At 70.9% G+C, this 22,282-nt stretch carries 23 protein-coding genes and 1 pseudogene; 14 read left to right on the top strand and 10 right to left on the bottom strand.

The window, feature by feature from the left end:
* Positions 1 to 57 precede the first annotated feature (57 nt).
* The 4 genes from sdhC to ABZV34_RS14610 are packed head-to-tail and all read left to right on the top strand — an operon-like array spanning position 58 to position 3,496.
* Complete coding sequence (gene sdhC / locus ABZV34_RS14625) at positions 58 to 438, top strand: succinate dehydrogenase, cytochrome b556 subunit (RefSeq protein WP_356275121.1); 381 nt, start codon at positions 58 to 60, stop codon at positions 436 to 438.
* Positions 439 to 443: 5 nt separating this feature from the next.
* Positions 444 to 935 (top strand): succinate dehydrogenase hydrophobic membrane anchor subunit, encoded by a 492-nt coding sequence (locus tag ABZV34_RS14620; RefSeq protein ID WP_168529850.1) that lies wholly within the window; start codon positions 444 to 446, stop codon positions 933 to 935.
* 24 nt (positions 936 to 959) lie between these two features.
* The gene (gene sdhA, locus ABZV34_RS14615) at positions 960 to 2,717 is read left to right on the top strand and encodes a succinate dehydrogenase flavoprotein subunit (RefSeq protein WP_356275118.1); all 1,758 of its coding nucleotides are present in this window, start codon (positions 960 to 962) and stop codon (positions 2,715 to 2,717) included.
* Entirely contained in the window at positions 2,717 to 3,496 is a 780-nt protein-coding gene (locus tag ABZV34_RS14610) for a succinate dehydrogenase iron-sulfur subunit (RefSeq protein WP_356275116.1), read from the top strand. The genes sdhA and ABZV34_RS14610 overlap by 1 nt, the downstream gene beginning before the upstream one ends.
* Positions 3,497 to 3,669: 173 nt before the next feature.
* Here the strand turns inward: ABZV34_RS14610 and ABZV34_RS14605 are convergent, their stop codons facing one another.
* From ABZV34_RS14605 to ABZV34_RS14595, 3 genes are all read right to left on the bottom strand, one after another.
* Complete coding sequence (locus ABZV34_RS14605) at positions 3,670 to 3,933, bottom strand: TM2 domain-containing protein (RefSeq protein ID WP_356275113.1); 264 nt, start codon at positions 3,931 to 3,933, stop codon at positions 3,670 to 3,672.
* A 238-nt stretch (positions 3,934 to 4,171) separates the two neighbouring features.
* Positions 4,172 to 4,579 (bottom strand): DUF2752 domain-containing protein, encoded by a 408-nt coding sequence (locus tag ABZV34_RS14600; protein WP_356275110.1) that lies wholly within the window; start codon positions 4,577 to 4,579, stop codon positions 4,172 to 4,174.
* Positions 4,572 to 5,027: a TM2 domain-containing protein gene (locus tag ABZV34_RS14595; protein WP_356275107.1), complete on the bottom strand. Its 456-nt coding sequence runs from the start codon at positions 5,025 to 5,027 to the stop codon at positions 4,572 to 4,574. The genes ABZV34_RS14600 and ABZV34_RS14595 overlap by 8 nt, the downstream gene beginning before the upstream one ends.
* 268 nt (positions 5,028 to 5,295) lie before the next feature.
* Here ABZV34_RS14595 and ABZV34_RS14590 point away from each other — a divergent pair, with 268 nt between their 5' ends.
* The 5 genes from ABZV34_RS14590 to ABZV34_RS14570 all read left to right on the top strand — a co-directional run bounded on the left by ABZV34_RS14590 (position 5,296) and on the right by ABZV34_RS14570 (position 8,166).
* Positions 5,296 to 5,706 (top strand): VOC family protein, encoded by a 411-nt coding sequence (locus tag ABZV34_RS14590; protein ID WP_356275104.1) that lies wholly within the window; start codon positions 5,296 to 5,298, stop codon positions 5,704 to 5,706.
* 152 nt (positions 5,707 to 5,858) lie between these two features.
* Positions 5,859 to 6,266 (top strand): hypothetical protein, encoded by a 408-nt coding sequence (locus tag ABZV34_RS14585; RefSeq protein WP_356275101.1) that lies wholly within the window; start codon positions 5,859 to 5,861, stop codon positions 6,264 to 6,266.
* Complete coding sequence (locus ABZV34_RS14580; protein WP_356275098.1) at positions 6,263 to 6,781, top strand: DCC1-like thiol-disulfide oxidoreductase family protein; 519 nt, start codon at positions 6,263 to 6,265, stop codon at positions 6,779 to 6,781. Before ABZV34_RS14585 ends, ABZV34_RS14580 begins: the two co-directional genes overlap by 4 nt.
* Before the next feature lie 121 nt (positions 6,782 to 6,902).
* Positions 6,903 to 7,577, top strand: coding sequence for a TetR family transcriptional regulator (locus tag ABZV34_RS14575; protein ID WP_356275248.1), 675 nt, complete (start codon positions 6,903 to 6,905; stop codon positions 7,575 to 7,577).
* A gap of 190 nt (positions 7,578 to 7,767) precedes the next feature.
* Positions 7,768 to 8,166 (top strand): Uma2 family endonuclease, encoded by a 399-nt coding sequence (locus tag ABZV34_RS14570; protein ID WP_356275095.1) that lies wholly within the window; start codon positions 7,768 to 7,770, stop codon positions 8,164 to 8,166.
* Here the strand turns inward: ABZV34_RS14570 and ABZV34_RS14565 are convergent.
* A complete protein-coding gene (locus ABZV34_RS14565; RefSeq protein ID WP_356275245.1) occupies positions 8,159 to 10,570 on the bottom strand; it encodes an MMPL family transporter in 2,412 nt (803 codons plus the stop codon). The two genes, ABZV34_RS14570 and ABZV34_RS14565, sit on opposite strands and share 8 nt — an antisense overlap.
* Positions 10,571 to 10,731: 161 nt before the next feature.
* Here ABZV34_RS14565 and ABZV34_RS14560 point away from each other — a divergent pair, with 161 nt between their 5' ends.
* From ABZV34_RS14560 to ABZV34_RS14550, 3 genes are all read left to right on the top strand, one after another.
* Positions 10,732 to 11,421 carry a response regulator transcription factor gene (locus tag ABZV34_RS14560; protein ID WP_356275092.1) on the top strand — a complete coding sequence of 230 codons (690 nt, stop codon included), beginning with the start codon at positions 10,732 to 10,734 and terminating at the stop codon, positions 11,419 to 11,421.
* Positions 11,418 to 12,887, top strand: a complete 1,470-nt coding sequence (locus ABZV34_RS14555) for a HAMP domain-containing sensor histidine kinase (protein WP_356275089.1) — start codon at positions 11,418 to 11,420, stop codon at positions 12,885 to 12,887. The genes ABZV34_RS14560 and ABZV34_RS14555 overlap by 4 nt, the downstream gene beginning before the upstream one ends.
* Before the next feature lie 156 nt (positions 12,888 to 13,043).
* Complete coding sequence (locus tag ABZV34_RS14550) at positions 13,044 to 15,014, top strand: sulfatase-like hydrolase/transferase (protein ID WP_356275086.1); 1,971 nt, start codon at positions 13,044 to 13,046, stop codon at positions 15,012 to 15,014.
* A gap of 43 nt (positions 15,015 to 15,057) precedes the next feature.
* Here ABZV34_RS14550 and ABZV34_RS14545 read toward each other — a convergent pair whose 3' ends face one another.
* Together ABZV34_RS14545 and ABZV34_RS14540 are read right to left on the bottom strand one after the other, a co-directional pair.
* Positions 15,058 to 16,407 (bottom strand): metallophosphoesterase, encoded by a 1,350-nt coding sequence (locus ABZV34_RS14545; protein ID WP_356275083.1) that lies wholly within the window; start codon positions 16,405 to 16,407, stop codon positions 15,058 to 15,060.
* A gap of 19 nt (positions 16,408 to 16,426) precedes the next feature.
* Positions 16,427 to 16,669: a hypothetical protein gene (locus ABZV34_RS14540; protein ID WP_356275080.1), complete on the bottom strand. Its 243-nt coding sequence runs from the start codon at positions 16,667 to 16,669 to the stop codon at positions 16,427 to 16,429.
* A gap of 91 nt (positions 16,670 to 16,760) precedes the next feature.
* Here ABZV34_RS14540 and ABZV34_RS14535 point away from each other — a divergent pair, with 91 nt between their 5' ends.
* Complete coding sequence (locus ABZV34_RS14535) at positions 16,761 to 18,053, top strand: D-alanyl-D-alanine carboxypeptidase (protein ID WP_356275077.1); 1,293 nt, start codon at positions 16,761 to 16,763, stop codon at positions 18,051 to 18,053.
* Here the strand turns inward: ABZV34_RS14535 and ABZV34_RS14530 are convergent.
* From ABZV34_RS14530 to ABZV34_RS14515, 4 genes and pseudogenes are all read right to left on the bottom strand, one after another.
* Positions 18,007 to 18,993, bottom strand: a complete 987-nt coding sequence (locus tag ABZV34_RS14530) for a YihY/virulence factor BrkB family protein (RefSeq protein WP_356275074.1) — start codon at positions 18,991 to 18,993, stop codon at positions 18,007 to 18,009. The two genes, ABZV34_RS14535 and ABZV34_RS14530, sit on opposite strands and share 47 nt — an antisense overlap.
* Positions 18,981 to 19,118: pseudogene (locus ABZV34_RS14525) on the bottom strand (GtrA family protein); the annotation flags it as partial. The gene ABZV34_RS14530 and the pseudogene ABZV34_RS14525, both read right to left, overlap by 13 nt.
* A gap of 116 nt (positions 19,119 to 19,234) precedes the next feature.
* Positions 19,235 to 20,176, bottom strand: a complete 942-nt coding sequence (locus ABZV34_RS14520; protein WP_356275071.1) for a decaprenyl-phosphate phosphoribosyltransferase — start codon at positions 20,174 to 20,176, stop codon at positions 19,235 to 19,237.
* Positions 20,169 to 20,675: a phosphatase PAP2 family protein gene (locus tag ABZV34_RS14515; RefSeq protein WP_356275069.1), complete on the bottom strand. Its 507-nt coding sequence runs from the start codon at positions 20,673 to 20,675 to the stop codon at positions 20,169 to 20,171. The genes ABZV34_RS14520 and ABZV34_RS14515 overlap by 8 nt, the downstream gene beginning before the upstream one ends.
* A gap of 142 nt (positions 20,676 to 20,817) precedes the next feature.
* On the opposite strand from ABZV34_RS14515, the gene ABZV34_RS14510 reads away from it, so the two are divergent.
* On the top strand, positions 20,818 to 22,248 hold the full coding sequence (locus tag ABZV34_RS14510) for an FAD-binding oxidoreductase (RefSeq protein ID WP_356275066.1): 1,431 nt from the start codon (positions 20,818 to 20,820) through the stop codon (positions 22,246 to 22,248).
* Positions 22,249 to 22,282: the final 34 nt, after the last annotated feature.

Here is a 22,282-nt window from a genome sequence, read left to right as displayed (position 1 = left end):
GGGCCGACCGACACAGAAGCCGGCAGGCCCCAATCCCCGCTCCCGGAGGGTTCTTCCGTGCCGGCTGGAACGCTGTACCGCGGCCGGGAAGGAATGTGGTCCTGGGTGGCTCATCGAGTCACCGGCGTCCTCATCTTCTTCTTCCTGTTCGTACACGTGCTGGACACCGCTCTCGTCCGTGTCTCCCCCGAGGACTACGACAGGGTCGTGTCCACGTACAAGAATCCGATCGTCGCGCTGTTGGAGTACGGCCTCGTCGCCGCCATCCTCTTCCACGCGCTCAACGGCCTGCGTGTCATCGCCGTCGACTTCTGGTCGAAGGGCCCGCGCTACCAGAAGCAGATGCTCTGGTCCGTCGTCGGAATCTGGGTCGTGCTGATGGCCGGGGCGCTGTACCCCGTCCTCGGGCACGCATTCCGCGAAGTCTTCGGGAGCTGACGCAGATGTCCACCACAGAGACCGCCGCTTCCGGCATCGGCCCCGTCGAGGGCGCGGGCGCGTACTCGGCGTACGGCGTCGACAACCCGGCGCCGCTCATCGAGGCCCCCCGCAAGCGCACCAAGAAGACCCCGAAGTCGACACGCGGCAATTTCGAGATGTACGGCTGGCTCTTCATGCGCCTGTCCGGCATCGTCCTCGTCGTCCTGGTCCTCGGCCACCTGCTCATCCAGCTCGTCCTCGACGGCGGAGTCTCCAAGATCGGCTTCGCGTTCGTCGCGGGCCGCTGGGCGTCCCCCTGGTGGCAGGCCTGGGACCTCGCGATGCTGTGGCTCGCCATGCTGCACGGCGCCAACGGCCTGCGCACGGTCATCAACGACTACGCCGAGCGCGCGAACACCCGCCTGTGGCTCAAGGGCCTGCTCTACACCGCGACGGTGTTCACCATCCTGCTGGGCACGCTGGTGATCTTCACCTTCGACCCGAACATCCGCTAGGCACGGGGCTGAGGTAACCGACTCATGCAGATCCACAAGTACGACACCGTCATCGTCGGCGCAGGCGGCGCCGGCATGCGCGCCGCCATCGAGGCGACGAAGCGCAGCCGCACCGCCGTGCTGACGAAGCTCTACCCCACCCGCTCCCACACGGGCGCGGCGCAGGGCGGCATGGCCGCCGCGCTGGCCAACGTGGAGGAGGACAACTGGGAGTGGCACACCTTCGACACGGTCAAGGGCGGTGACTACCTGGTCGACCAGGACGCCGCCGAGATTCTGGCGAAGGAGGCCATCGACTCGGTCCTCGACCTGGAGAAGATGGGCCTGCCGTTCAACCGGACGCCCGAGGGCCGGATCGACCAGCGCCGTTTCGGCGGTCACTCGCGCAACCACGGCGAGGCCCCGGTCCGCCGGTCCTGCTACGCCGCGGACCGCACGGGCCACATGATCCTCCAGACGCTGTACCAGAACTGCGTCAAGGAGGGCGTGGAGTTCTTCAACGAGTTCTACGTGCTCGACCAGCTCCTCGTCGAGGTCGACGGCGTCAAGAAGTCCGCGGGTGTCGTCGCGTACGAACTCGCGACCGGTGAGATCCACGTCTTCCAGGCGAAGTCCGTGATCTACGCGTCCGGCGGCACCGGCAAGTTCTTCAAGGTGACGTCCAACGCGCACACCCTGACGGGTGACGGCCAGGCGGCGGTCTACCGGCGCGGGCTGCCGCTGGAGGACATGGAGTTCTTCCAGTTCCACCCGACCGGCATCTGGCGCATGGGCATCCTGCTGACGGAGGGCGCCCGCGGTGAGGGCGGCATCCTCCGCAACAAGGACGGCGAGCGCTTCATGGAGAAGTACGCGCCGGTCATGAAGGACCTCGCGTCCCGTGACGTCGTGTCCCGCTCCATCTACACGGAGATCCGTGAGGGCCGCGGCTGCGGTCCCGAGGGCGACCACGTCTACCTCGACCTCACGCACCTCCCGCCGGAGCAGCTCGACGCGAAGCTCCCCGACATCACCGAGTTCGCCCGTACGTACCTCGGCATCGAGCCCTACACGGACCCGATCCCGATCCAGCCCACCGCGCACTACGCCATGGGCGGTATCCCGACGAACGTCCAGGGTGAGGTGCTCACGGACAACACGACCGTCGTGCCGGGCCTGTACGCCGCCGGCGAGGTCGCCTGTGTGTCCGTGCACGGGGCCAACCGCCTCGGCACGAACTCGCTCCTGGACATCAACGTGTTCGGCAAGCGGGCCGGTATCGCCGCCGCGGAGTACTCGGCGAAGGTCGATGCCCACATCGAGCTGCCGGAGGAGCCGGCCTCGAAGGTCGTGGCCCAGGTCGAGCGCCTGCGCGAGTCCACGGGCACCGAGCGGGTCGCGGCTCTCCGCCTCGAACTGCAGGAGTGCATGGACGCCAACGTGATGGTGTTCCGCACCGAGCAGACGATCAAGACGGCGGTCGAGAAGATCGCGGAGCTGCGCGAGCGCTACAGGAACGTCTCGATCCAGGACAAGGGCAGGCGGTTCAACACGGACCTCCTCGAGGCCATCGAGCTGGGCAACCTGCTCGACCTGGCCGAGGTCATGGCCGTCTCCGCGCTCGCCCGCAAGGAGTCCCGCGGCGGTCACTACCGCGAGGACTACCCGAACCGCGACGACGTCAACTTCATGCGCCACACCATGGCGTACCGCGAGGTCGGCGACGACGGCACCGAGTCCATCCGTCTCGACTACAAGCCGGTCGTCCAGACCCGCTACCAGCCGATGGAGCGTAAGTACTGATGGCTACCCCGACCCTCGACAAGGCGGACAGCGCCGGCCAGCCCGAGGCGGGCTTCGCCGACTCGCCGTACATCACCGCCACGTTCCGCATCCGCCGCTTCAACCCCGAGGTCTCGGCGGACGCGGTCTGGGAAGACTTCCAGCTGGAGATCGACCCGAAGGAGCGTGTCCTCGACGCGCTGCACAAGATCAAGTGGGACCAGGACGGCACCCTCACCTTCCGCCGCTCCTGCGCGCACGGCATCTGCGGTTCGGACGCCATGCGGATCAACGGCAAGAACCGTCTTGCCTGCAAGACGCTGATCAAGGACATCAACCCCGGCAAGCCGATCACGGTCGAGGCCATCAAGGGCCTGACGGTGCTGAAGGACCTCGTGGTCGACATGGACCCGTTCTTCCAGGCGTACCGCGACGTGATGCCCTTCCTCATCACGAAGGACACCAACGAGCCGACGCGCGAGCGTCTGCAGAGCGCCGAGGACCGCGAGCGCTTCGACGACACCACCAAGTGCATCCTGTGCGCGGCGTGCACGTCGTCCTGCCCGGTGTTCTGGAACGACGGCCAGTACTTCGGCCCGGCCGCGATCGTGAACGCGCACCGCTTCATCTTCGACAGCCGTGACGAAGCGGGCGAGCAGCGTCTGGAGATCCTCAACGACAAGGACGGCGTGTGGCGCTGCCGCACCACGTTCAACTGCACGGACGCCTGCCCGCGCGGTATCGAGGTCACGAAGGCGATCCAGGAGGTCAAGCGCGCGCTGATCACGCGTCGCTTCTGATCCGGACCCCCGCCCCTTCCGGCCGGCGCCGCAGCCGGCCGTACGGCGCTCCGGGCCCCGTTCCCCTCCGGGGGAGCGGGGCCTTCGCCGTCTCCGCGACGTGCGGTGCGGTCCTGCGCGTAGGGCCCCGCTCCCCCTGAGGGGAACGGGGCCCTACGGGGTGTGCGGGGCCGTCAGCCGCGCAGGACGCGGCCCTGCTTGTCGGTGCGGTCGTTGCTCGTGAAGAACAGGATCGCGTCGATCAGGGCCCAGATGCCGAGGCCGCCGCAGGTGAAGAGCTGGCCGAGCGCCACGCCGGTGGAGCCGACGTAGAAGCGGCCGGCGCCGAAGCCGCCCAGGAACAGCTGGAGAACGCCCGCGATGATCTTGGACTTGTCGGAGTAGGGACGGCCCTGCGGGTCGTAGCCGAAGGGGGCGTCAGGGGTGGGGACGGTCATGAGAGCTGCTCCTGGATGGCTGAAATACAACCGGAACAGAGTGCTCCGGCCGGAGTCCAGGAGGGACCTCATGTCAGAGATCGCCCACGGATCACGTGCGCGTCATCCCCCCTGTGCCGTGGGAGCGTACGGAGATCAATGAACTCCAGGGGAGAGAAATGGATCAATCGTTCCCATCCCGTGATCATTTTCCGGCCACTCGCCCTCCGGGGATCAACCCGCCGACGCCTCCCCGCGTCTAGACGAGGTTGCGGGCCACCGTCCACGCCACCGCCGCGAGCAGGATCATCGCCTGTGTGCGCGGCTTCGTTTGGGGCCTCCAGCGGCGTCCGCGCAGCCCCTCCGAAGCCCAGCGGGCGAGCAGTACGAGGGCGAACGGCGAGGCGAGCAGCAGCGCCCTGTTGTCCAGCCAGGCGCCCGCGAGGTGACCGTGCATCAGGTCGTACACCATGCGGGTACCGCCGCAGGCCGGACAGAGCAGCCCGGTGACCAGACGGAACGGGCACCGGGGCAGGACATGGCCGGGCTGGTGCGGATCGGTGACGTACAGATAGCCCGCCCCGGCCGCCCCGGCGGCGAGCACCGCGAGGGGTGCCGCCGCCGGGTGCCGCGGCGCGACCCCGCGCGCCGCGACGGAATCAGCCACGCAGGACCCGGCCCTCGGAGTCCGTGGCGCTGTTGCCCGTGAGCAGCATGATCCCGTCGATCAGGGCCCATATGCCGAAGCCGCCACAGGTGAAGAGCTGCGCGATGCCGATGCCGACACTGCCCATGTAGAAGCGCCCGATGCCGAGGCTTCCCAGGGTGAGCTGGAGGACACCGGCGACAATCTTCGACTTGTCGGAGTACGGGCGGCCGTAGGGGTCGTAGCCGTAGGGCGCGTTCGGGTCGCCGGTGTACGTGCCGGGCGGAAGGGCGCCCATCGGGTAGCCACCGGGCTGCGCGTACCCGTGCGGCCCCGGCTGCTGGTAAGGACCCTGCGGTCCGGGGCCGTACGGGCCGGGGCCGCCGGGCGGAGTCGCGCCGGCGTGCGGATAGCCGTAGCCGGGCGGCTGGTTCGGGGGCTGCTGCGGCTGCTGCGGCTGATCGGTCAAGGTGCTGGCTCCTGGTAGGCGCGTGCGTGGGGGCGGAGGACTCGTACGAAAGTCGAAAACAGGTCAGGCCATCTTGCAGCAGGAAACCCGGTACGGAGAAGTGCGTTTGTCCGCGGACCGGCGGGCAGCCCACCCCCGCCGCCCCGTCCGCGCCACGCGGGACACGCGCCACGGACGGCACGCTCCCGCGGGCCCGGTCTCCGCTCAATGAGTGACCCGCACGGTCAGCCCCCGTGGGCGAAGGCGGACGAACACCTAATCTGACGGCATGTCAGATGACGTGTCACATGAGCTGCTCGGCCTCGACAACGTACTGCTGCCGGTGGGTGACCTCGGCGCGGCGGTGAGCTTCTACGAACAGGCCGGGTTCCCGGTGGCGTTCCGGCTCGACGAGGCCGGCATCGCCCTGCTGAAGGTGGGCAAGGAGACTCCGGGGCTGCTGCTGCGCCTGGAGGAGGAACTCAGCCCGCGGCCGCCGGTATGGGCCTCGGCACGGGTGTGGCTGGAGGTCCGGGACGCGCGGGCCACGGCCGACGCGCTGACCGCGGCCGGCATCCGGCCGCTCGCCCCCGTGTTCACGGTCGCCACCGGGAGAACCGTCGAGATCGCCGACCCCTGGGGCAACGTCATCGGCTTCACGGACTACACCAAGCGGCCCGAACTCGCCCGCCGCCCCTGACGGCCGCCGTCCGGATCATGCGGCGGAACGCGCGCGGAGGCATCGCGGGCGTGACGCCGGGCACATCCCCACCCCTGACTTGAACATGTTCAAAAGCAGGTCTACATTCCTACTCGACAGCGTTTTGAACGCGTTCAAGAAGGGGTGGGGACATGGACCTCACGGTCGTCGCGTACGTCATCTATCTGCTGGTCAGCATCGCGCTGACGGTCTGGGTGGCGCGCACACTGAGCCACAACGGGCGGATCTTCCTCGCCGACGTGCTGCACGGGAACGAGAAGCTCGCCGAAGCCGTCAACCACCTGCTGGTTGTGGGCTTCTACCTGATCAACCTGGGCTTCGTCGCGCTCTACCTGAACGGGGACGACGACATCGAGAACGCCCGCGGGGTCTTCGAGGCCCTGTCGACCAAGCTCGGCGTCGTCCTGCTCGTCCTCGGTGTCATGCACCTCGGCAACGTGTACGTGCTCAACAGGATCCGGCGGCGGGGCGTGATGGAGCGGGAGCAGCTGCCGCCCGTCGGACCGACGGACTGGGTCGCGCCCGCGGCCGGGGTGTGACCCCGGTGACCGCATCCTCGGGCACCCGGGACCGGGACGCCGCGCGCGTCCCGGTCCGCGGGCTCACCGTTCTCTACGACGCGCGGTGCTCGCTCTGCGCCTTCCTGCGCGACTGGCTGGCGAAGCAGCCCCAGCTGGTGCCGCTGCGGCTGGTACCGGCCGCCTCCGACGAGGCCCGGGGACTCTTCCCCGCGCTCGACCACCGGGCCACCCTCGACGAGATCACCGTCGTGGGCGACGCCGGCCAGGTCTACCAGGGGGCCGCCGCCTGGGTCGTCTGCCTGTGGGCGCTGCGCGAGTACCGGTCGCTCGCGCACCGGCTGAGCACCCCGGCGGGCGCCCTGCTCGCGAGGGGCGCGCTGCTCGCCGCCGCCAAGTGGCGCGCGGGCCGGCGCCGCGCCGAGGGGTGGGGCGGGCAGGCCTACCAGCGGGGCGACGGATGGACGTACGAGCCGACCATCGGATGGCTGTACAACCCTCCCGGCTGTGCCGGCGGCACCTGTTCCACTCGTTAGGCTCATGACCGTGCCAGCACCGACAGAGGACCCCGGCCCCGGCAAGGACTCCGAGGGCCCGGACCAGAGCCCGGACCAGAGCCCGGACAAAGGCCCCGCGAAGAGCGAGCAGACCCGCGCCCTGATCCTGGAAACGGCTCTCCGGCTGTTCCAGGAGCGGGGGTACGACAAGACGACCATGCGGGCCATCGCCAAGGATGCCGGGGTCTCGGTCGGCAACGCGTACTACTACTTCGCCGGCAAGGAGCACCTGATCCAGGGCTTCTACGACCGGATCGCCGCGGAGCACCAGGTGGCGGTCCGGCCGGTCCTGGAGCGCGAGAAGGATCTGGAGGCGCGGATCGCGGGCGTGCTGAAGGCATGGCTGGACGTGGCGGAGCCGTACCACGAGTTCGCGGCGCAGTTCTTCAAGAACGCGGCCGATCCCGACAGCCCGCTCAGCCCCTTCTCCCCCGAGTCGGCCGGACCGCGCGAGGAGTCCATCGCCCTGCACCGGAAGGTGCTCGCGGGGTCGAAGGCGAAGGTCCCCGAGGAGCTGCGGGACGTCCTGCCCGAGCTGATGTGGCTGTCGCAGATGGGGCTCGTCCTGTACTGGGTCTTCGACCGCACGGAGGGACGCGAGCGCAGCTACCGGCTCGCCGAGCGCGGCGCCCGGCTCACCACCCGAGGGGTCTCGCTGGCCCGCTTCCGGGTGCTGCGGCCGCTCGTCCACGAGGTGCACGAGCTGTTCACGGACTTCCTGCCGGGGATGACGAGGCTGCTCCCCGATCCGGCGGTCAAGGGGCGGACCGAGTGATCACCATCGGGTGAGGCGGCGCGAACCGGACACCGGGGGCCCGCCCGCTCTACGACGCTGTCCTCGACACCAGCCCGCAGGAGGTACGTGATGTCCGCAGCATCCGTCGAGCGGCCCCATGGCGACCGTCCGCTGACCGCGGAGGCGAACCGGCTCATGGACCGCCGGACTTGACGGCGGCGAGACCGCGGTGCTCGAAGGAGTCGGTCTCTGGCTCCCGACCGGTTCGGAGGACTACGCGGTACCCGATCTCGTTGTCGTCGACGCCGACATCGAGGACCACCTCGTCGAGAACAACTGCTACGACCCAGACTGCTTCCGCTTGGTCCTTGAGGTCACCTCCAGCAACTACCAGACCGACCTCCGCACCGAAGTCGCGGCGTACGCCGAGGCGAGGATCCCGGTCTATGTGATCGTCGACCGCAGGCACCAGCGGCTCCACGTGCTGACCGAGCCCCTCGGGGACGAGTACGCGGGTCATCGCGTCCACGCCCCCGGGGAACTCGCCGTGCTGCCCGACTCGATCGGCGCCAAGGTGACCCTGGACGTCGACGAGGTCCTGAAGGCCGGTCAGCTCACGGCTAGTTGACCGCGTCCACCTCGTCCTCGGTCAACTCCACGTCGTGCACCAGCGGTTCGCCGCCCACCAGTACATGTCCGGCACGGGCCGCGTACGAGGGTGCCGTCGCCGCCAGGAGGTACGTCCCCGGGGCCGGCACCGAGACGATGTACGAGCCGTCGGCCAGTGACGTCACCCGGTCAAGCTGGCGCCCGCCCTTGGAGAGCAGCGTGACGACCGCCCCGTCGAGGGGTTCGCCCGTCGCGTCGCGGACGAAACCGTGGACGGCGCTCGCTCCTCCCTGCGCGGGCACCGCCACCGGCTCCGTCTCCTCCGCCGGTTCCACCGCCAGATGCGGAAGCCGCTTGTCGAGGCCTGCCGGCAGCCACCAGTTGGAGTTGCCGAGCAGATGCATCGCGGCCGGCACCAGCGCCGTACGGAGGATGAACGCGTCGAGCGCGACCGCCGCCGCCAGGCCGACGCCCGCCATCGCCGCCCCCGAGTCGCCGCTCAGGACGAAGGCCAGGAAGACACAGACCATGATCAGGGCCGCGGAGTTGATGACCCGGCTGGTCTCCGCGAGACCGACGCGCACCGCCCGCGCGTTGTCCCTGGTGTGCACCCACTCCTCGTGCATCCGGCTCACCAGGAACACCTGGTAGTCCATCGACAGGCCGAAGAGCAGCGAGAGCATGATGACGGGCAGGAAGGCGTTGATCGGTCCCTGTTTGCCGAGGCCCAGCAGCTCCAGGCCCCAGCCCCACTGGAAGATCGCGACGAGGACGCCGAAGGACGCGGCGGCCGCGATCAGGTTCATCACGGCGGCCGTCAGCGGCACCACCAGGGAGCGGAAGGCGACCATCAGGAGCAGGAAGCCGAGGCCGATGATGGTCGCGACGAAGAGCGGGAGACGGTCCCCGGTCACCGTGGAGAAGTCCTTGGAGATCGCCGTCACACCGCCCACGTGTGCCTGGGCGCCCGCGTCGGGGATCGCCTTGTCCCGCAGGGCGTCGATGAGCTGGTCCGTCTTCTCGGACTGCGGCGAGGTGGTCGGCACGACCTGGATCACCGTGACGCCCCCGGCGGGCGGCAGCGCGGCGACCTGGGCGACACCGTCGGTCGCGCGGATGTTCCGCACCAGCGCGTCCGTGTCACCACCCGACGAGACCACCTGCAGCGGGCCGTTGAAGCCGGGGCCGAAGCCCTCCGCGAGCAGGTCGTAGGCCTTCCTCGTCGTCGTGGTCGCGTCGTTGTTGCCCTGGTCGGTGGCACCGAGCCGCAGCGACAGCACGGGCAGCGCGAGGACCGCCATGACGACCACGGCCACCGCGGCGATCGTGCGCGGACGTTTCTGCACGCCCGCCGACCAGCGCGCGGCCGGGCCGCTCGCGGACTCCGGCTCACGGCCTCCCTCGGCGGCCAGCTTGCGCCGCTGCCGGCGGCTGAGCACCCGGGGGCCGAGGAAGCCGAGCAGCGCGGGCAGCAGGGTGACCGCCGCGAGCACGCTGAACACGACCGTCAGCGAGGTGCCGATGACCACGCCGTCCAGGAAACGCAGGTTGGTCACGAGCATCCCGGCGAGCGCGATGCACACCGTGCCGCCCGCGAACAGCACGGCCCGCCCCGAGGTGTTGAGCGCCGTGACCGCCGACTCCTCGGGGTCCGCGCCACGCAGGATGCCGCGCCGGTGCCGGGTGACGATGAACAGCGCGTAGTCGATGCCGACGCCGAGTCCGATCAGGGTGGCGAGCAGCGGGGCCAGGTCGGGCACGTCCGTGACATGGCTGACCAGCTGGGTGGAGAACAGTCCGGTGCCCACGCCGAAGACCGCGATGCCGATCGGGAGCAGCATCGCGAAGAGCGAGCCGAAGGCGAGGAAGAGGACGAGGGCCGCGGCCAGGATGCCGACCATCTCGGCGAGCCCGGTGGGCGGTTCCTGGACCCGCTGGATCGCCTGGCCGCCCAGGTCCACCCGCAGACCGGCGCGTTCCGCGCCCTGCGCCGTGTCCACGACGCTCTGCACCAGTTCCTTGGGCACGGCGTTGGCCTGCTCGGCGAAGGTGACCTGGGCGTAGGCGATCCGCCCGTCCTCGCTGATCTGCGCCGCGCCCTGCGCGCCCGTGTACGGGCTGGTGACGCCGCCGACGCCCTTCATCCCGCCGATCTTCTCGAGCACCGGCTGGATCCGGGAGCGTACGGCCTGGTCCCGGACCGTGCCCGCGTCGACCTTCCACACCACCGTGTCGGTGTCGCCCGCGCGGTCCGGGAAGGCCTTCTCCATCAGGTCGTACGCGCGCTTGGAATCCGTGTCGGGCAGGGAGAACACGTTCGCGTAGTCCGTGCCCGCGGTGGTCGCCGCGGTCCCCAGTCCGAGCAGCGCCCCCACCCACAACAACAGGACCACCAGCCGGTGCCGATAGCACCACCGTGCCAATGTCGCCACGCTCAACACTCCTTAGTCGGTCGGTCGGTCCCCCAGGTCCTGGAAGAACCATCGAACGGCGTGCTCGCACGATGAACGACCCGGCCATGACTCTCAAGGAACTCCAAGACGGGAGCCGCCCCCGGCGGGACGTACGTGCGGATACTGGGGGCATGACCGCTCATGAGGGTGCCACCGTCCTCGTCGTCGAGGACGAGCCGAGCATCGCGGACGTCCTCGCCATCGCCCTGCGTTACCACCGCTTCGAGGTCATGACCGCGGGCACCGTCCGCCGGGCGCTCACGCTCGCCGAGCGCACCCGCCCCGACGCGGCCCTCCTCGACGTGATGCTGCCGGACGGCGACGGCCGGGCCCTGGGCCGTGAACTGCGCCTGCGGCAGCCCGATCTTGCGGTCGTCTTCCTCACCGCCAGGGACGCGCCCGCGGAGATCGTGGGCGCGCTCGGCTTCGGCGACGACTACATCACCAAGCCGTTCAACATCGACGAGGTCGTCGCCCGTATCACCGCCGTCCTGCGCCGCACCCGCCCCGCCGACGTCCTGCCGCAGCGCCCGCCACTGCGCTACGGCGAACTGGAACTGGACGAGACGACGTACTCCGTGCACCGCGGCGGCCGGACCGTGGAACTCACCCCGACCGAATACGCGCTGCTGCGCTTCCTGGTGCGCAACGGCGGCCGGATCGTGCCCAAGGAGCAACTCCTGCGGCATGTGTGGCAGTACGAGCACTCGGCCGAGTCGACCGTCGTGGAGACCTACATCAGCTATCTGCGGCGCAAGCTCGAACCCCTCGGACCACCGGTCATCCAGACCCGGCGGGGTGTCGGGTACGGGCTCGCATGAAGGTCCCCGATCGCCTCCTCGCGGCCCGGGTGGGCATCCGGCGTCCCCGCCGCCACCACGGGATCCACTCGCTGCGCGGCAAGCTGACACTCGCCAACGTGGCGCTGCTGGCCGTGGGCATCATCGTGGCGACCGCCGTCAGCCTGATGGGCATGCGGCACTATCTGATCGACCAGGTCGACACGGAGCTGGTCAAGACGCGGGACTCGCTGACCGGTTCACAGCTCACGCTGCACCAGATCGACTCGCTGACCGCGCTGTCCTTCGTCCGCAACCACCTGACCCCCCGCGCGGACGGCTCCCCGCAGCCGGACTCGATCTTCGCGGCGGTGGACGGCCGGGGGCGGCCGCTCAGCATCGGCGGGTTCAAGCCGACCGGCACCCAGCGCGCACTGGTCGCCGCGGTGGACGACCCGCGCGCCCTCGTCCGCGACAGGGCGCTGCACGACATCACCGTGCACGGCGCCGCCTACCGCGCCACCGGCGCCCGGCTCGCCGACGGCACCTATGTGCTGCTCGCCACCTCCACCGACGCGCTGCAGAAGGGCATAGCCAAGGCCCTGCGGCTCGATCTCGCCGTGGGGACCCTGCTGCTGACACTGCTCGCGGTGCTGACCATGCTCAGTGTGAGCCGTCGGCTGCGGCCGCTCGAGGACATGGTGGAGACCTCGTCGGCGATCGCCGAGGGGGACCTGACACGGCGCGTACCCTCCAGCCATCATCCGACCCAGGAGGTCGAACAGCTGCGGCTCGCCCTCAACTCCATGCTCCAGCAGGTGGAGGCGGCCTACCGGACGCGTGAGCGCAGCGCCGCCCAGCTGCGGCGGTTCGTCGGGGACGCCTCGCACGAGCTGCGCACCCCGCTGTCCGCGATCCGCGGCTACCTCCAGCTGTACGACAAGGGGATGCTGAGCGAGCCGGCCGAACGGCGGCGGGCCTGGGACCGGATGAACGCCGAGGCCGACCGGATGGGGCGGCTGGTGGACGAACTGCTCACCCTGGCCCGCCTCGACCAGCGGCCCGAGCTGCGGTTCAGGAACGTCGACCTGAGCCGGCTCGTACGGGACGCCGCGGAGGACCTGCGCGCCCAGCAGCCGGGGCGGCCGGTGACGGTGGGCGCCGACGGCACCCTGCTGGTGCACGCCGACGAATCGGGGCTGCGGCAGGTGCTGGGCAACCTGGTGGCCAACGTCCGTACCCACACGCCCGCCGAGGTGCCGGTGCGGCTCGGTCTGGAGCGCGCGGACGGGGTCGTACGGCTGTGTGTCGCGGACCAGGGTCCGGGGCTCGCCGAGGACGACGCGGCCCGCATCTTCGACCGGTTCTTCCGGGCGGGCGGCGGCGCGGGCAGCGGACTGGGGATGGCGATAGTGCAGGGGGTGGTGACGGCTCACGGGGGCGATGTGGCGGTACGGACGGCGCCGGGCGAGGGGCTCGCCGTGACTGTGACCCTGCCCGCTCGCTGACCTGCTTGAACATATGCGGTGGTGCCCTTGAAGATAAGCAGACCTGGGGCATTGAACACGGTCCGCCGTGGTGCCGTACAGAGAAGCAGGTGGCCCGGCCCTGTGGGGCCTGGTCCGCCGCGCCATCACCGGGCTTCGCACGGAAGGACCTTCGGGTTGTCGTTCAACACGAGCTCTCGACAGTTGCCGGACACGGACGAGACGCCCGACGAGGCGCGCCCGCAGGAAACCCGGACGCCGGACGCGCCCGCCGAGCCGGAGACCCCGGAGACCGCCGCCCGCGCGACGACCACCGGCCCCGCCGAGGCCGCCGCCCCCTCCGAAGCCGACGCGCCGGGCGAGTCCCCCGAGGCCGCCGAACTCGCGGAATCCGCCGGGTCCGCGGAGCCCGCCGCGCCCGCCGAACCCGCTGTGGCCGCCGAAGCCGCCGTACCCGCAGACGAAGTCGCCGCCTCTCCGGCGCGGGTCAAAGGGCGGTGGCGCGGATGGCGGGCGAAGTACCCCGTCGCCGCGCGGGCCCTGACCTGGACCACCACCGCTCTCGCCGCCGTGCTCGTGCTGTTCGCGCTGCTCATGCCCAACACCAGCGCCGGTTTCCGGCCCGGCGGGTTCGTACGCATCCCGGTGGAAGCGGTCTTCGGCGCGGCCGTGCTGATCGTCCTGCCCCGCAGGCCCCGGGTGGTGGCAGCGGCGGCCGGCGGCCTGGTCCTGGGCGTGCTGACCATCCTGAACCTCCTCGACATCGGCTTCAACGAATACCTCGGGCGGGGGTTCAACCTCGTCCTCGACTGGTCGCTGTTCGCCGACGCGCGGGCCTATCTCCAGGACACGCTGGGCAAGGGGGTGACGCTCGGCCTCATCGTCGCCCTCGTGCTGTTCGTGATCGTCCTGCTCGCCGTCATGTCGCTCGCGGTCGTCCGGCTCGCCGGCGTGATGTCCCGGCACACCGTGATGGCCACCCGCTCGACCCTGGTGCTCGGCACCGTCTGGATCGCCTGCGCGGCGCTCGGCGTGCAGTTCACCGGCGTGCCCGTCGCCTCCGACCTCACGGCCAAGTCCGTCGAGGACCGCGCCAAGCGGGTGCAGGCGACCCTGCGGGACGAGGCGGCGTTCGCCAAGTTCGCCAAGAAGGACGCTTTCGCCAACACCCCGCCGGACCAGCTCCTGACGGACCTGCGCGGCAAGGACATGATGATCACCTTCATCGAGAGCTACGGCCGCAGCGCGATCGAGGACCCGGTCATGGCGCCGGGGGTCGACGCGACCCTCACGGCCGAGAACCAGAAGCTGGTCAAGGCCGGATTCGCGGCGAAGAGCGGCTGGCTGACCTCGGCGACGTACGGCGGAAGCAGCTGGCTCGGCCACTCCACGTTCCTGTCCGGCCTGTGGATCAGCAACCAGCAGCGGTACCGCACGGTCACCGCGGGCGACCACCTGACCCTCACCAAGGCCTTCAAGAAGTCGGGCGGCTGGGACACCGTCGGCGTCATGCCGGGCGTCCAGAAGGCCTGGCCGGAGTCCCAGTTCTACGGCCTCGACAAGGTCTACGACTCCCACAAGCTCGAGTACAAGGGCCCGAAGTTCAGCTGGTCGACGATGCCCGACCAGTACGCCCTGACCGCGTTCGAACGCCTGGTGCACGGCAAGAAGCACGACAAGCCGCTGATGTCGGAGATCATCCTGACCTCCAGCCACCAGCCCTGGGCACCGATCCCCAAGCTGGTCCCGCAGGACCAGGTCGGTGACGGCTCGGTCTACGACGCCATCGAGAAGGCGGGCAAGAATCCCGCCGACATCATCACCGACTCCTCGAAGTCGAAGCAGGAGTACGGCAAGTCCATCCAGTACTCGGTGTCGAGCCTGATCAACTACCTGGTCGAGTACGGCGGCAAGAACACCGTGCTGATCTTCCTCGGTGACCACCAGCCCATCGCCCGGGTCAGCGGCAACCACGCCAGCCGTGACGTGCCGGTCTCGATCGTCGCCAAGGACCCGAAGGTCCTGGACAAGATCGCCGACTGGGGGTGGACGGACGGTCTGCAGCCCGAGCACAACGCCCCGGTCTGGAAGATGAGCTCCTTCCGCGACCGCTTCATGACGGCGTACGGCTCGACTCCGGCCCCGTGAGTCACCCGGCCCCCCGCGTCACCCGGGGCCGGGAAGCCGTCGCTCAGGCCTGCCGGGAGGCCAGCTCCACGAGGGTGATGTCCGACGGCGCGCCCACCCGGGTCGGCGGCCCCCAGGCTCCCGCGCCCCGGGAGACGTACAACTGCGTGTCGCCGTACCGCTCGAGGCCCACCACGGTGGGGTTCGCGAGTTCGGCGACGTAGTTCCCGGGCCAGAGCTGGCCCCCGTGGGTGTGGCCGGAGAGCTGGAGGTCGACACCGTGACGTACGGCGTCGTGGATCTGCACCGGCTGGTGCGCGAGCAGCACCACGGCCCGCGCGGTGTCCCGGCCGCCCAGCGCCCTGCCGAAGTCGGGGCCCTGTCCCTCGCTCTCGCCCGCCACGTCGTTGACGCCGGCGAGGTCGAATCCGGCCAGTTCCGTCCGCGCGTTCTCCAGCGGACGCAGACCCAGTTCGCGTACTTCCGCGACCCACTGCGCGGCGCCCGAGTAGTACTCGTGGTTGCCGGTGACGAAGTACGAGCCGTGCCGTGCCCGCAGCCCGGCGAGCGGCGCGGCGGCCGGTCCCAGGTTCTTCACGCTGCCGTCGACCAGGTCCCCCACCACCGCGATCAGGTCGGGCTGCGTCGAGTTGATCGTGTCGACGACGCGCCGGCAGAAGTCCCGGCCGAGGACAGGACCGAGGTGGATGTCACTGACGACGGCGATCCGGAAGCCGTGCGCGGACCGGGGGAGTCTGGCCAGCGGTACGGTCACCCGCTTCACGCGGGGCCCGCGCAGGACGCCGTAGGTGCCGTATCCGACGGTTCCCACGGCGACGGCGGCGGCGGTCCCGCCGACGGCCCGTGAGACGAAGAGCCGACGTGACGGTCCCGGCGCGTCGCCGCCCGCGGGTCCGGGGCCCGTCGCCGCCCGCGAAGGGGCGCCGGGCTGTCCGGGCGCGGCGGCCGACGCGGCGGCACCGGCTTCCCGCGGAGCGACCCGCACGACCGGCTCCGTGGCCGGGCGGGGAGGTACCGCGGGTCCCGTCGCCGCCCCCACGGCGACGCGCGACGCCTCAGGCCCGTCGGCGGTCCGCCGCCGCACGAGCCGTGCCACCAGGGGCCGTACGGCCTCCCCCGCCACGACCGCGAGCAACAGGTAGAGGGCCAGCGCCATCCACAGGAAGCCGGGCCAGGCCAGCGTCCGCTGGAGCCAGAAGGGCGCGCCCCCGCGTTCCGCGGCGACCGCGCCGACCATCAGCACGGGGCCGGTGACGAAGACCACGGTGCCCGCGCGGCGCGCGAGCCCCGGACCGGTCGTCGTCTCGCGCACCAGACGGCGCCAGAGGTACCGGTGCAGGCCCGCGAACACGGTCAGGGCCGCCAGACCCACCAGCAGGAAGACGATGACCACGACCCCGTGTCCCCCGTCGCTATGCGGTCTGTCGCAAGGCGCGCAGCCCGCGGAACCCGATGGCCCCGACGACCGTCCCCAAGACAAAGGAGACTACGGCGAGCGTCAGATGAACCCAGAAGTACGCCGTCGGATCCCCCGCGTCGTCGAACGCGAGCCCGCTGCCGTCCTTCCACAGGTTCTTGACGAAAGTGATCCAGATGACCCAGCTCCACACCCCGAAGGCGAGCAGGAACCAGGAGACGGGGCGGCTGAGCTTCATGGGTCCAGTATCGCCGCCATCAGCCGTCACCCGTCGCCGGGGTGGGCAGGGTGAGAGGACTTCACCGCCGGAGCCATGTACTTTCTCGACCGTGCCCGCCATCAAGAAGACCATCAAGCGATCGTTGTTGGTCACATCCGCCACCCTGTTGTCCCTTTCGCTGACGGCCGCTCCGGTCCTGGCCGCCGACAAGCCGTCAACCTCGCCGTCGCCGACACCGAGCGCCACTCCCCCGGCGAACATGTCGACGGTCGGCGGCGCGCGGCTCGGCCTGCCCGGGACCCAGGCCGACCTGGGCAGCGGCGCCCCCGTGCTGCCGAAGGACGTCACCGCGCGCTCCTGGATCGTCACCGACGCCGAGTCCGGAGAGATCCTGGCCGCGCACAACGCGCACTGGCGGCTGCCCCCGGCGAGCACCCTGAAGATGCTCTTCGCCGACACGCTGCTGCCGAAGTTCCCCCGGGCCGAACGGCACAAGGTCGCCGTCACCGACCTCGCCGACATCGGCGCGGGCTCCAGCCTGGTGGGGATAAAGGAGGACGAGACCTACACGGTGCACGACCTGTGGCTCGGGGTGTTCCTGCGCTCGGGCAACGACGCCGTGCACGTGCTGTCGGCCATGAACGGCGGCGTCGGGCAGACGGTCAAGGCGATGCAGACGCACGCCGACGATCTGCAGGCCCTGGACACGCATGTGGTGACCCCCGACGGCTACGACCAGAAGGGCCAGGTGTCCTCTGCGTACGACCTGACGCTGTTCGCCCGCTCCGGGCTGCAGAAGAAGGACTTCCGGGAGTACTGCTCGACGGTGCGGGCGAAGTTCCCCGGCGAGACGAAGAAGGACAAGAAGGGCAAGACGAGCCGTGAGTCCTTCGAGATCCAGAACACCAACCGGCTGCTGACCGGCGACAGTGACATCTCCACGTACCAGGGCATCGCGGGCGTGAAGAACGGCAACACCACCAACGCGGGGGCGACCTTCACCGGTGTCGCCGAACGGAACGGCAAAGTGCTGCTGGTCACCGTGATGAACCCGGAGAAGCACGAGCACAACGAGGTCTACAGGGAGGCCGCGCAACTGCTCGACTGGGGCTTCAAGGCGGCGGACAAGGTCACGCCGGTGGGTGAGCTGGTACCGCCGAGGAGCGCGGACACCAGTACGCAGGCGGGCTCGGACCCGTCGGGCGGCCCCTCGTCCGCCGCGTCCGGCGCGGGCAAGGGGTCGACGGCGCCGGTGGCCGCCTCCGCGGGGGCCAAGGACAGCTCGAGCGGAGCCGGGATCGCGCTGGCCGTCGCCGGGGGCCTCCTCCTCGTGGTGGCCGCCAGTGCCTTCCTGGTCAACCGCCGGTGGCCGCTGCCGGACCTGCTGCGCCGGCGCCGCTGACCTCACCGGACCCGGGGCCGGCGCGCCGGGCGGCCCCGGGTGCCGGGTCCCCGGACTCCGGGTCCTCGGACTCCAGGTCCCCGCTCTCCGGGTCCTCGTGCTCCGTCGCCGTCCAGGACGCGCAGAACAGCAGCAGTTTCGCGGTGAAGTTGATCCACAGGAGCAGCGCGACGGGCACCCCGAAGGCGCCGTACATGCTCTTCGACGCGATGCCCCTCATGTAACTGCTGAGCAGCAGCTTGAGCAGTTCGAAGCCCGCGGCGCCGATGAGGGCGGCGACGACGAGCCGGCGGCGGGACGGCTGGACGCCCGGCAGCAGGGTCAGCAGGTACAGCAGGAGCAGGAAGTCGGCGAGCACGGCGACCGCGAACGCGGCGGCCTGCAACAGCCCCCCGCCCCAGCCGTTCTGGTCGACGTCGAACAGCCGGGCGGTCCAGCCGACCGTCGTGGAGGCGGCGGCGGAGGCGCCGATGGTGACGAGCACCGCGCCGCCGAGCCCGACGAGGACGCCACCGTCCACGAGCTTGCGCAGCAGCGGGTTCTCCTCGCTGTCGGGAAGCTCCCAGACCGCGCGCAGACAGTCCCGCATCTGGCCGACCCAGCCGATGCCGGTCAGCAGCAGAACAGCGCCCGCGATGACGCCGATCGTGCCCGCGTTCTGCACCAGCGTGTTGATGTCCAGTTGGTCGGAGATCCCCGGCACCTGCTCGGCGATCTTGTCCTGGAGCTGTTTCTGCTGAGGGACGCTGAGCGTGGCGGCGCCGACCGCGGCGGCGACGGTCAGCAGCGGGAAGAGCGCCACGAAACTGACGAAGGTCATCGCGGCGGCGAGCCGCGTCCACTTCACCCGGTCCAGCCGCTCGTACGACCGCCATGCGTGCGTGGCCATGAGGCGCGTGACCAAAGGGCCCACACCCGGGAGTCTGCTCAGCCAGTCCATGATCCGAATCTGCCCTCGCCTCGGAAAACCCATGTCCGGGTACCCCGAAATCGCCGGACAGTGGCGAGCGCCGTGCCGGTCCCCGCGCCCGAGACGGTGTCGGCGCGCCGCGAGGTGCTCCCGAGGGCGCAGTGGCCGGGGGAAGAGGCCGAGGTCGGCGGCGAGGCGAGGAGGCCGACCGCGGCGGAGCCGGGGAGTTCCCGGGTGAGCGGCCGGGGAGCCGCGGTGCGCTGGGCGGGACTCACCGGTTCACGATCGCGAGACCGTACATCGCGAGCCACACCAGGCCGATCAGGGCGAGCGGCCGGTCGCGCAGGACGACGTCCTCGGGTTCGCCGGCGGTGCCCCGGTCGGCGAAGACCGCGTACCGCAGGACCGCCAGGATGAAGGCGACCATCGACAACTGGCGCCAGGGCAGCACACCGGTGCTGGGCACGCCGCCGTCCTCCAGGGCCCACAGGCAGTAGCCGAGGACGGAGACCCCGGCCGCGAGCTGCCAGACGAAGCGCAGGTAGCCGGTGGTGTACTCGGTGAGCAGCGCGCGGGTGACCCCCGCCTTCCCGGCCATCTGGACGGCCTCGGAGTACCGTTTCGCCGACACCATGAACAGCGCGCCGAAGCCCGTGGTGATCAGGAACCAGCGCGAGAGCGGGAGGCCGAGGGCGAGGCCGCCGATCATCGCCCGCATCAGGAATCCGGTCGTCACGACGACGAGGTCCACGACCAGGACGTGCTTGAGGCTGACGCAGTAGGCGAGTTGCATGCCGAGGTAGGCGGTCAGCAGTGCCGCGGTCACCGGGGAGGACAGCCAGGCGGCGAGGGCGGGGCCGAGGACGGCGAGGACGCCCCCGGCCGTGTAGGCGACCCGGACCGGGACCTGGCCCGCGGCGACCGGGCGGTGGCGTTTGACCGGGTGGGCGCGGTCGGCGACGGCGTCCCGGGCGTCGTTGATCAGGTACACGGCGGCGGCGCAGGCCGTGAACAGGACGAAGACGAGGGCGAGTCGGGTCAGCGCATGCCGGGAGAAGAGCTGACCCGCGGCCGCCGGGGCCGCCGCCACCAGCAGGTTCTTCACCCACTGACGAGGGCGGGCGGTCCTCAGCAGGCCGAGCGCGAGGCTGCCGGTGCGCGCGGGTGAGGGCGGGGTGCCGCGGTGCTCCAGGAGCACCGTGCGCTCAGCCATGGCCGGTCTCCGTCCCCTGGACGCCCAGCCAGGACATCAGGGCTCCGAGGGCCACGCCCGCGACGACGTCGGAGGGGTGGTGGACGCCGACGACCAGCCGCGAGACGCACAGGGCGGCGGCGAGCGGCGGCACCACCCTGGCGCCGGGCCGTCCGAAGACGAACGCGGCGGCCGTCGCCGAGGTGGCGTGCGAACTGGGGAACGAGTGACGCCCGGCCGTACGGACCAGCGGTGCCGGATGCGCGGGGCGCGGACGGCGCACGATCCGCTTCAGGACCATGCCGGCGAGGTGGGACGTACCGGTGAGCGCGGTGCCGCGCATCCACGCGCCGCGCCGCCCCCGGTCGACGGCCGCCCCCGTGAGCCCGGCCGCCGGCCACAGCGTCGCGTGCTCCCCGCTCCAGGACAGGGCGCGCGCGACCGCCGCCACCCGTGGATCCGTGCCGCACGCCTGGAATGCCGACAGCAGTCGGCGGTCCATGTCGTCAAGGTGGTCCATGTGATCCCACTCTTCTAGAGAGGAACCACAGAATTACGGCAATCTGTGATGACATCTCATTAATCACCCATTTCGGTGAGGAGCGGTTGGCACCCGTGAGAGCGGGGTGTTATGCACCTTTTTCGGCGATACGGTCACGGTCATGCCTGCCGACACCGCCTCCGACGCCGGCTCCGACACCGGCCCCGGCCCCGCTCCCGCTCCTCGGCGCGTATCCGTCCCCGTCTCGGCCGAGCCCGTCACCGTGACGGGCTGGGGCCGCACCGCCCCCACCGCCGCGCGCCTCCTACGCCCGCGCAGCCACGCGGAGGCGGCGGCCGCGGTCCGGATGTGCGGGGCGCGCGGCGGCATCGCGCGGGGGCTCGGCCGGGCGTACGGCGACGCGGCGCAGAACGCGGGCGGGGCCGTGCTCGACATGACGGGCCTGGACCGCGTCCACACCGTCGACGCCGTCTGCGGCACCGTGCTGTGCGACGCCGGGGTGAGCCTCCACCGGCTGATGGAGGTCCTGCTCCCGCTCGGCTGGTTCGTGCCGGTCACACCCGGCACCCGCTATGTGACGGTCGGCGGGGCGATCGGCGCGGACATCCACGGCAAGAACCACCACGGCTCGGGCTCGTTCTCCCGCCATGTGCTCTCCTTCGAACTGCTGACCGCGGACGGCGGGATCCGCACCGTGGACCGCGGCAGCGCCCTCTTCGACGCCACCACCGGCGGCATGGGCCTGACCGGCGTGATCCTGTCGGCGACCGTCCGGCTCCTGCCCGTGGAGACCTCGCTGATGTCCGTCGACACCGAACGCGCGACGGACCTGGACGATCTGATGGCCCGCCTCACCGCCGCCGACCACCGCTACCGCTACTCGGTCGCCTGGATCGACCTGCTCGCGCGCGGCCGGTCGACGGGACGCGCGGTGCTGACGCGGGGCGAGCACGCACCGCTCGACGCCCTGCCCGCCCGCGCGCGCAGGCAGCCCCTCGCGTTCCGCCCCGGCCGGTTTCCGGCCGCGCCCGCCTTCGTGCCGCGGGGACTGCTCGGCCGGACCACGGTCGGCCTCTTCAACGAACTCTGGTACCGCAGGGCGCCCCGCGCGCGCACCGGTGAACTGCAGACGATCCCGGCCTTCTTCCACCCCCTCGACGGGGTGCCGCACTGGAACCGGATCTACGGGCGCGCCGGCTTCGTGCAGTACCAGTTCGTCGTCGGACACGGCCGGGAGGAGACCCTGCGCCGGATCGTACGGCGCGTCTCGGAGCGCGGCTGCCCCTCCTTCCTCGCCGTCCTCAAGCGCTTCGGAACGGCCGACCCCGGCTGGCTGTCCTTCCCGATCCCCGGCTGGACCCTCGCGCTGGACATCCCGGCCGACCTGCCCGGCCTCGGCACCTTTCTCGACGGGCTGGACGAGGAGGTGGCCGGGGCGGACGGGCGCGTCTACCTCGCCAAGGACGCACGGCTGCGGCCCGAGCTGCTCGGCCCGATGTACCCGCGGCTGGCCGAGTTCCGGCGGCTGCGCGCCGAGTTGGACCCCGGCGGCGTGTTCACCTCGGACCTGTCCCGCCGGCTCGGACTCTGAGCAACGGCACGTCGCCCACGCCCCCACCCTCTAG

The organism is Streptomyces sp. NPDC005195 (assembly GCF_040608315.1).
GTDB classification, from domain to species: domain Bacteria; phylum Actinomycetota; class Actinomycetes; order Streptomycetales; family Streptomycetaceae; genus Streptomyces; species Streptomyces kaempferi.
This window is presented reverse-complemented; position numbering and strand designations above follow the sequence as displayed.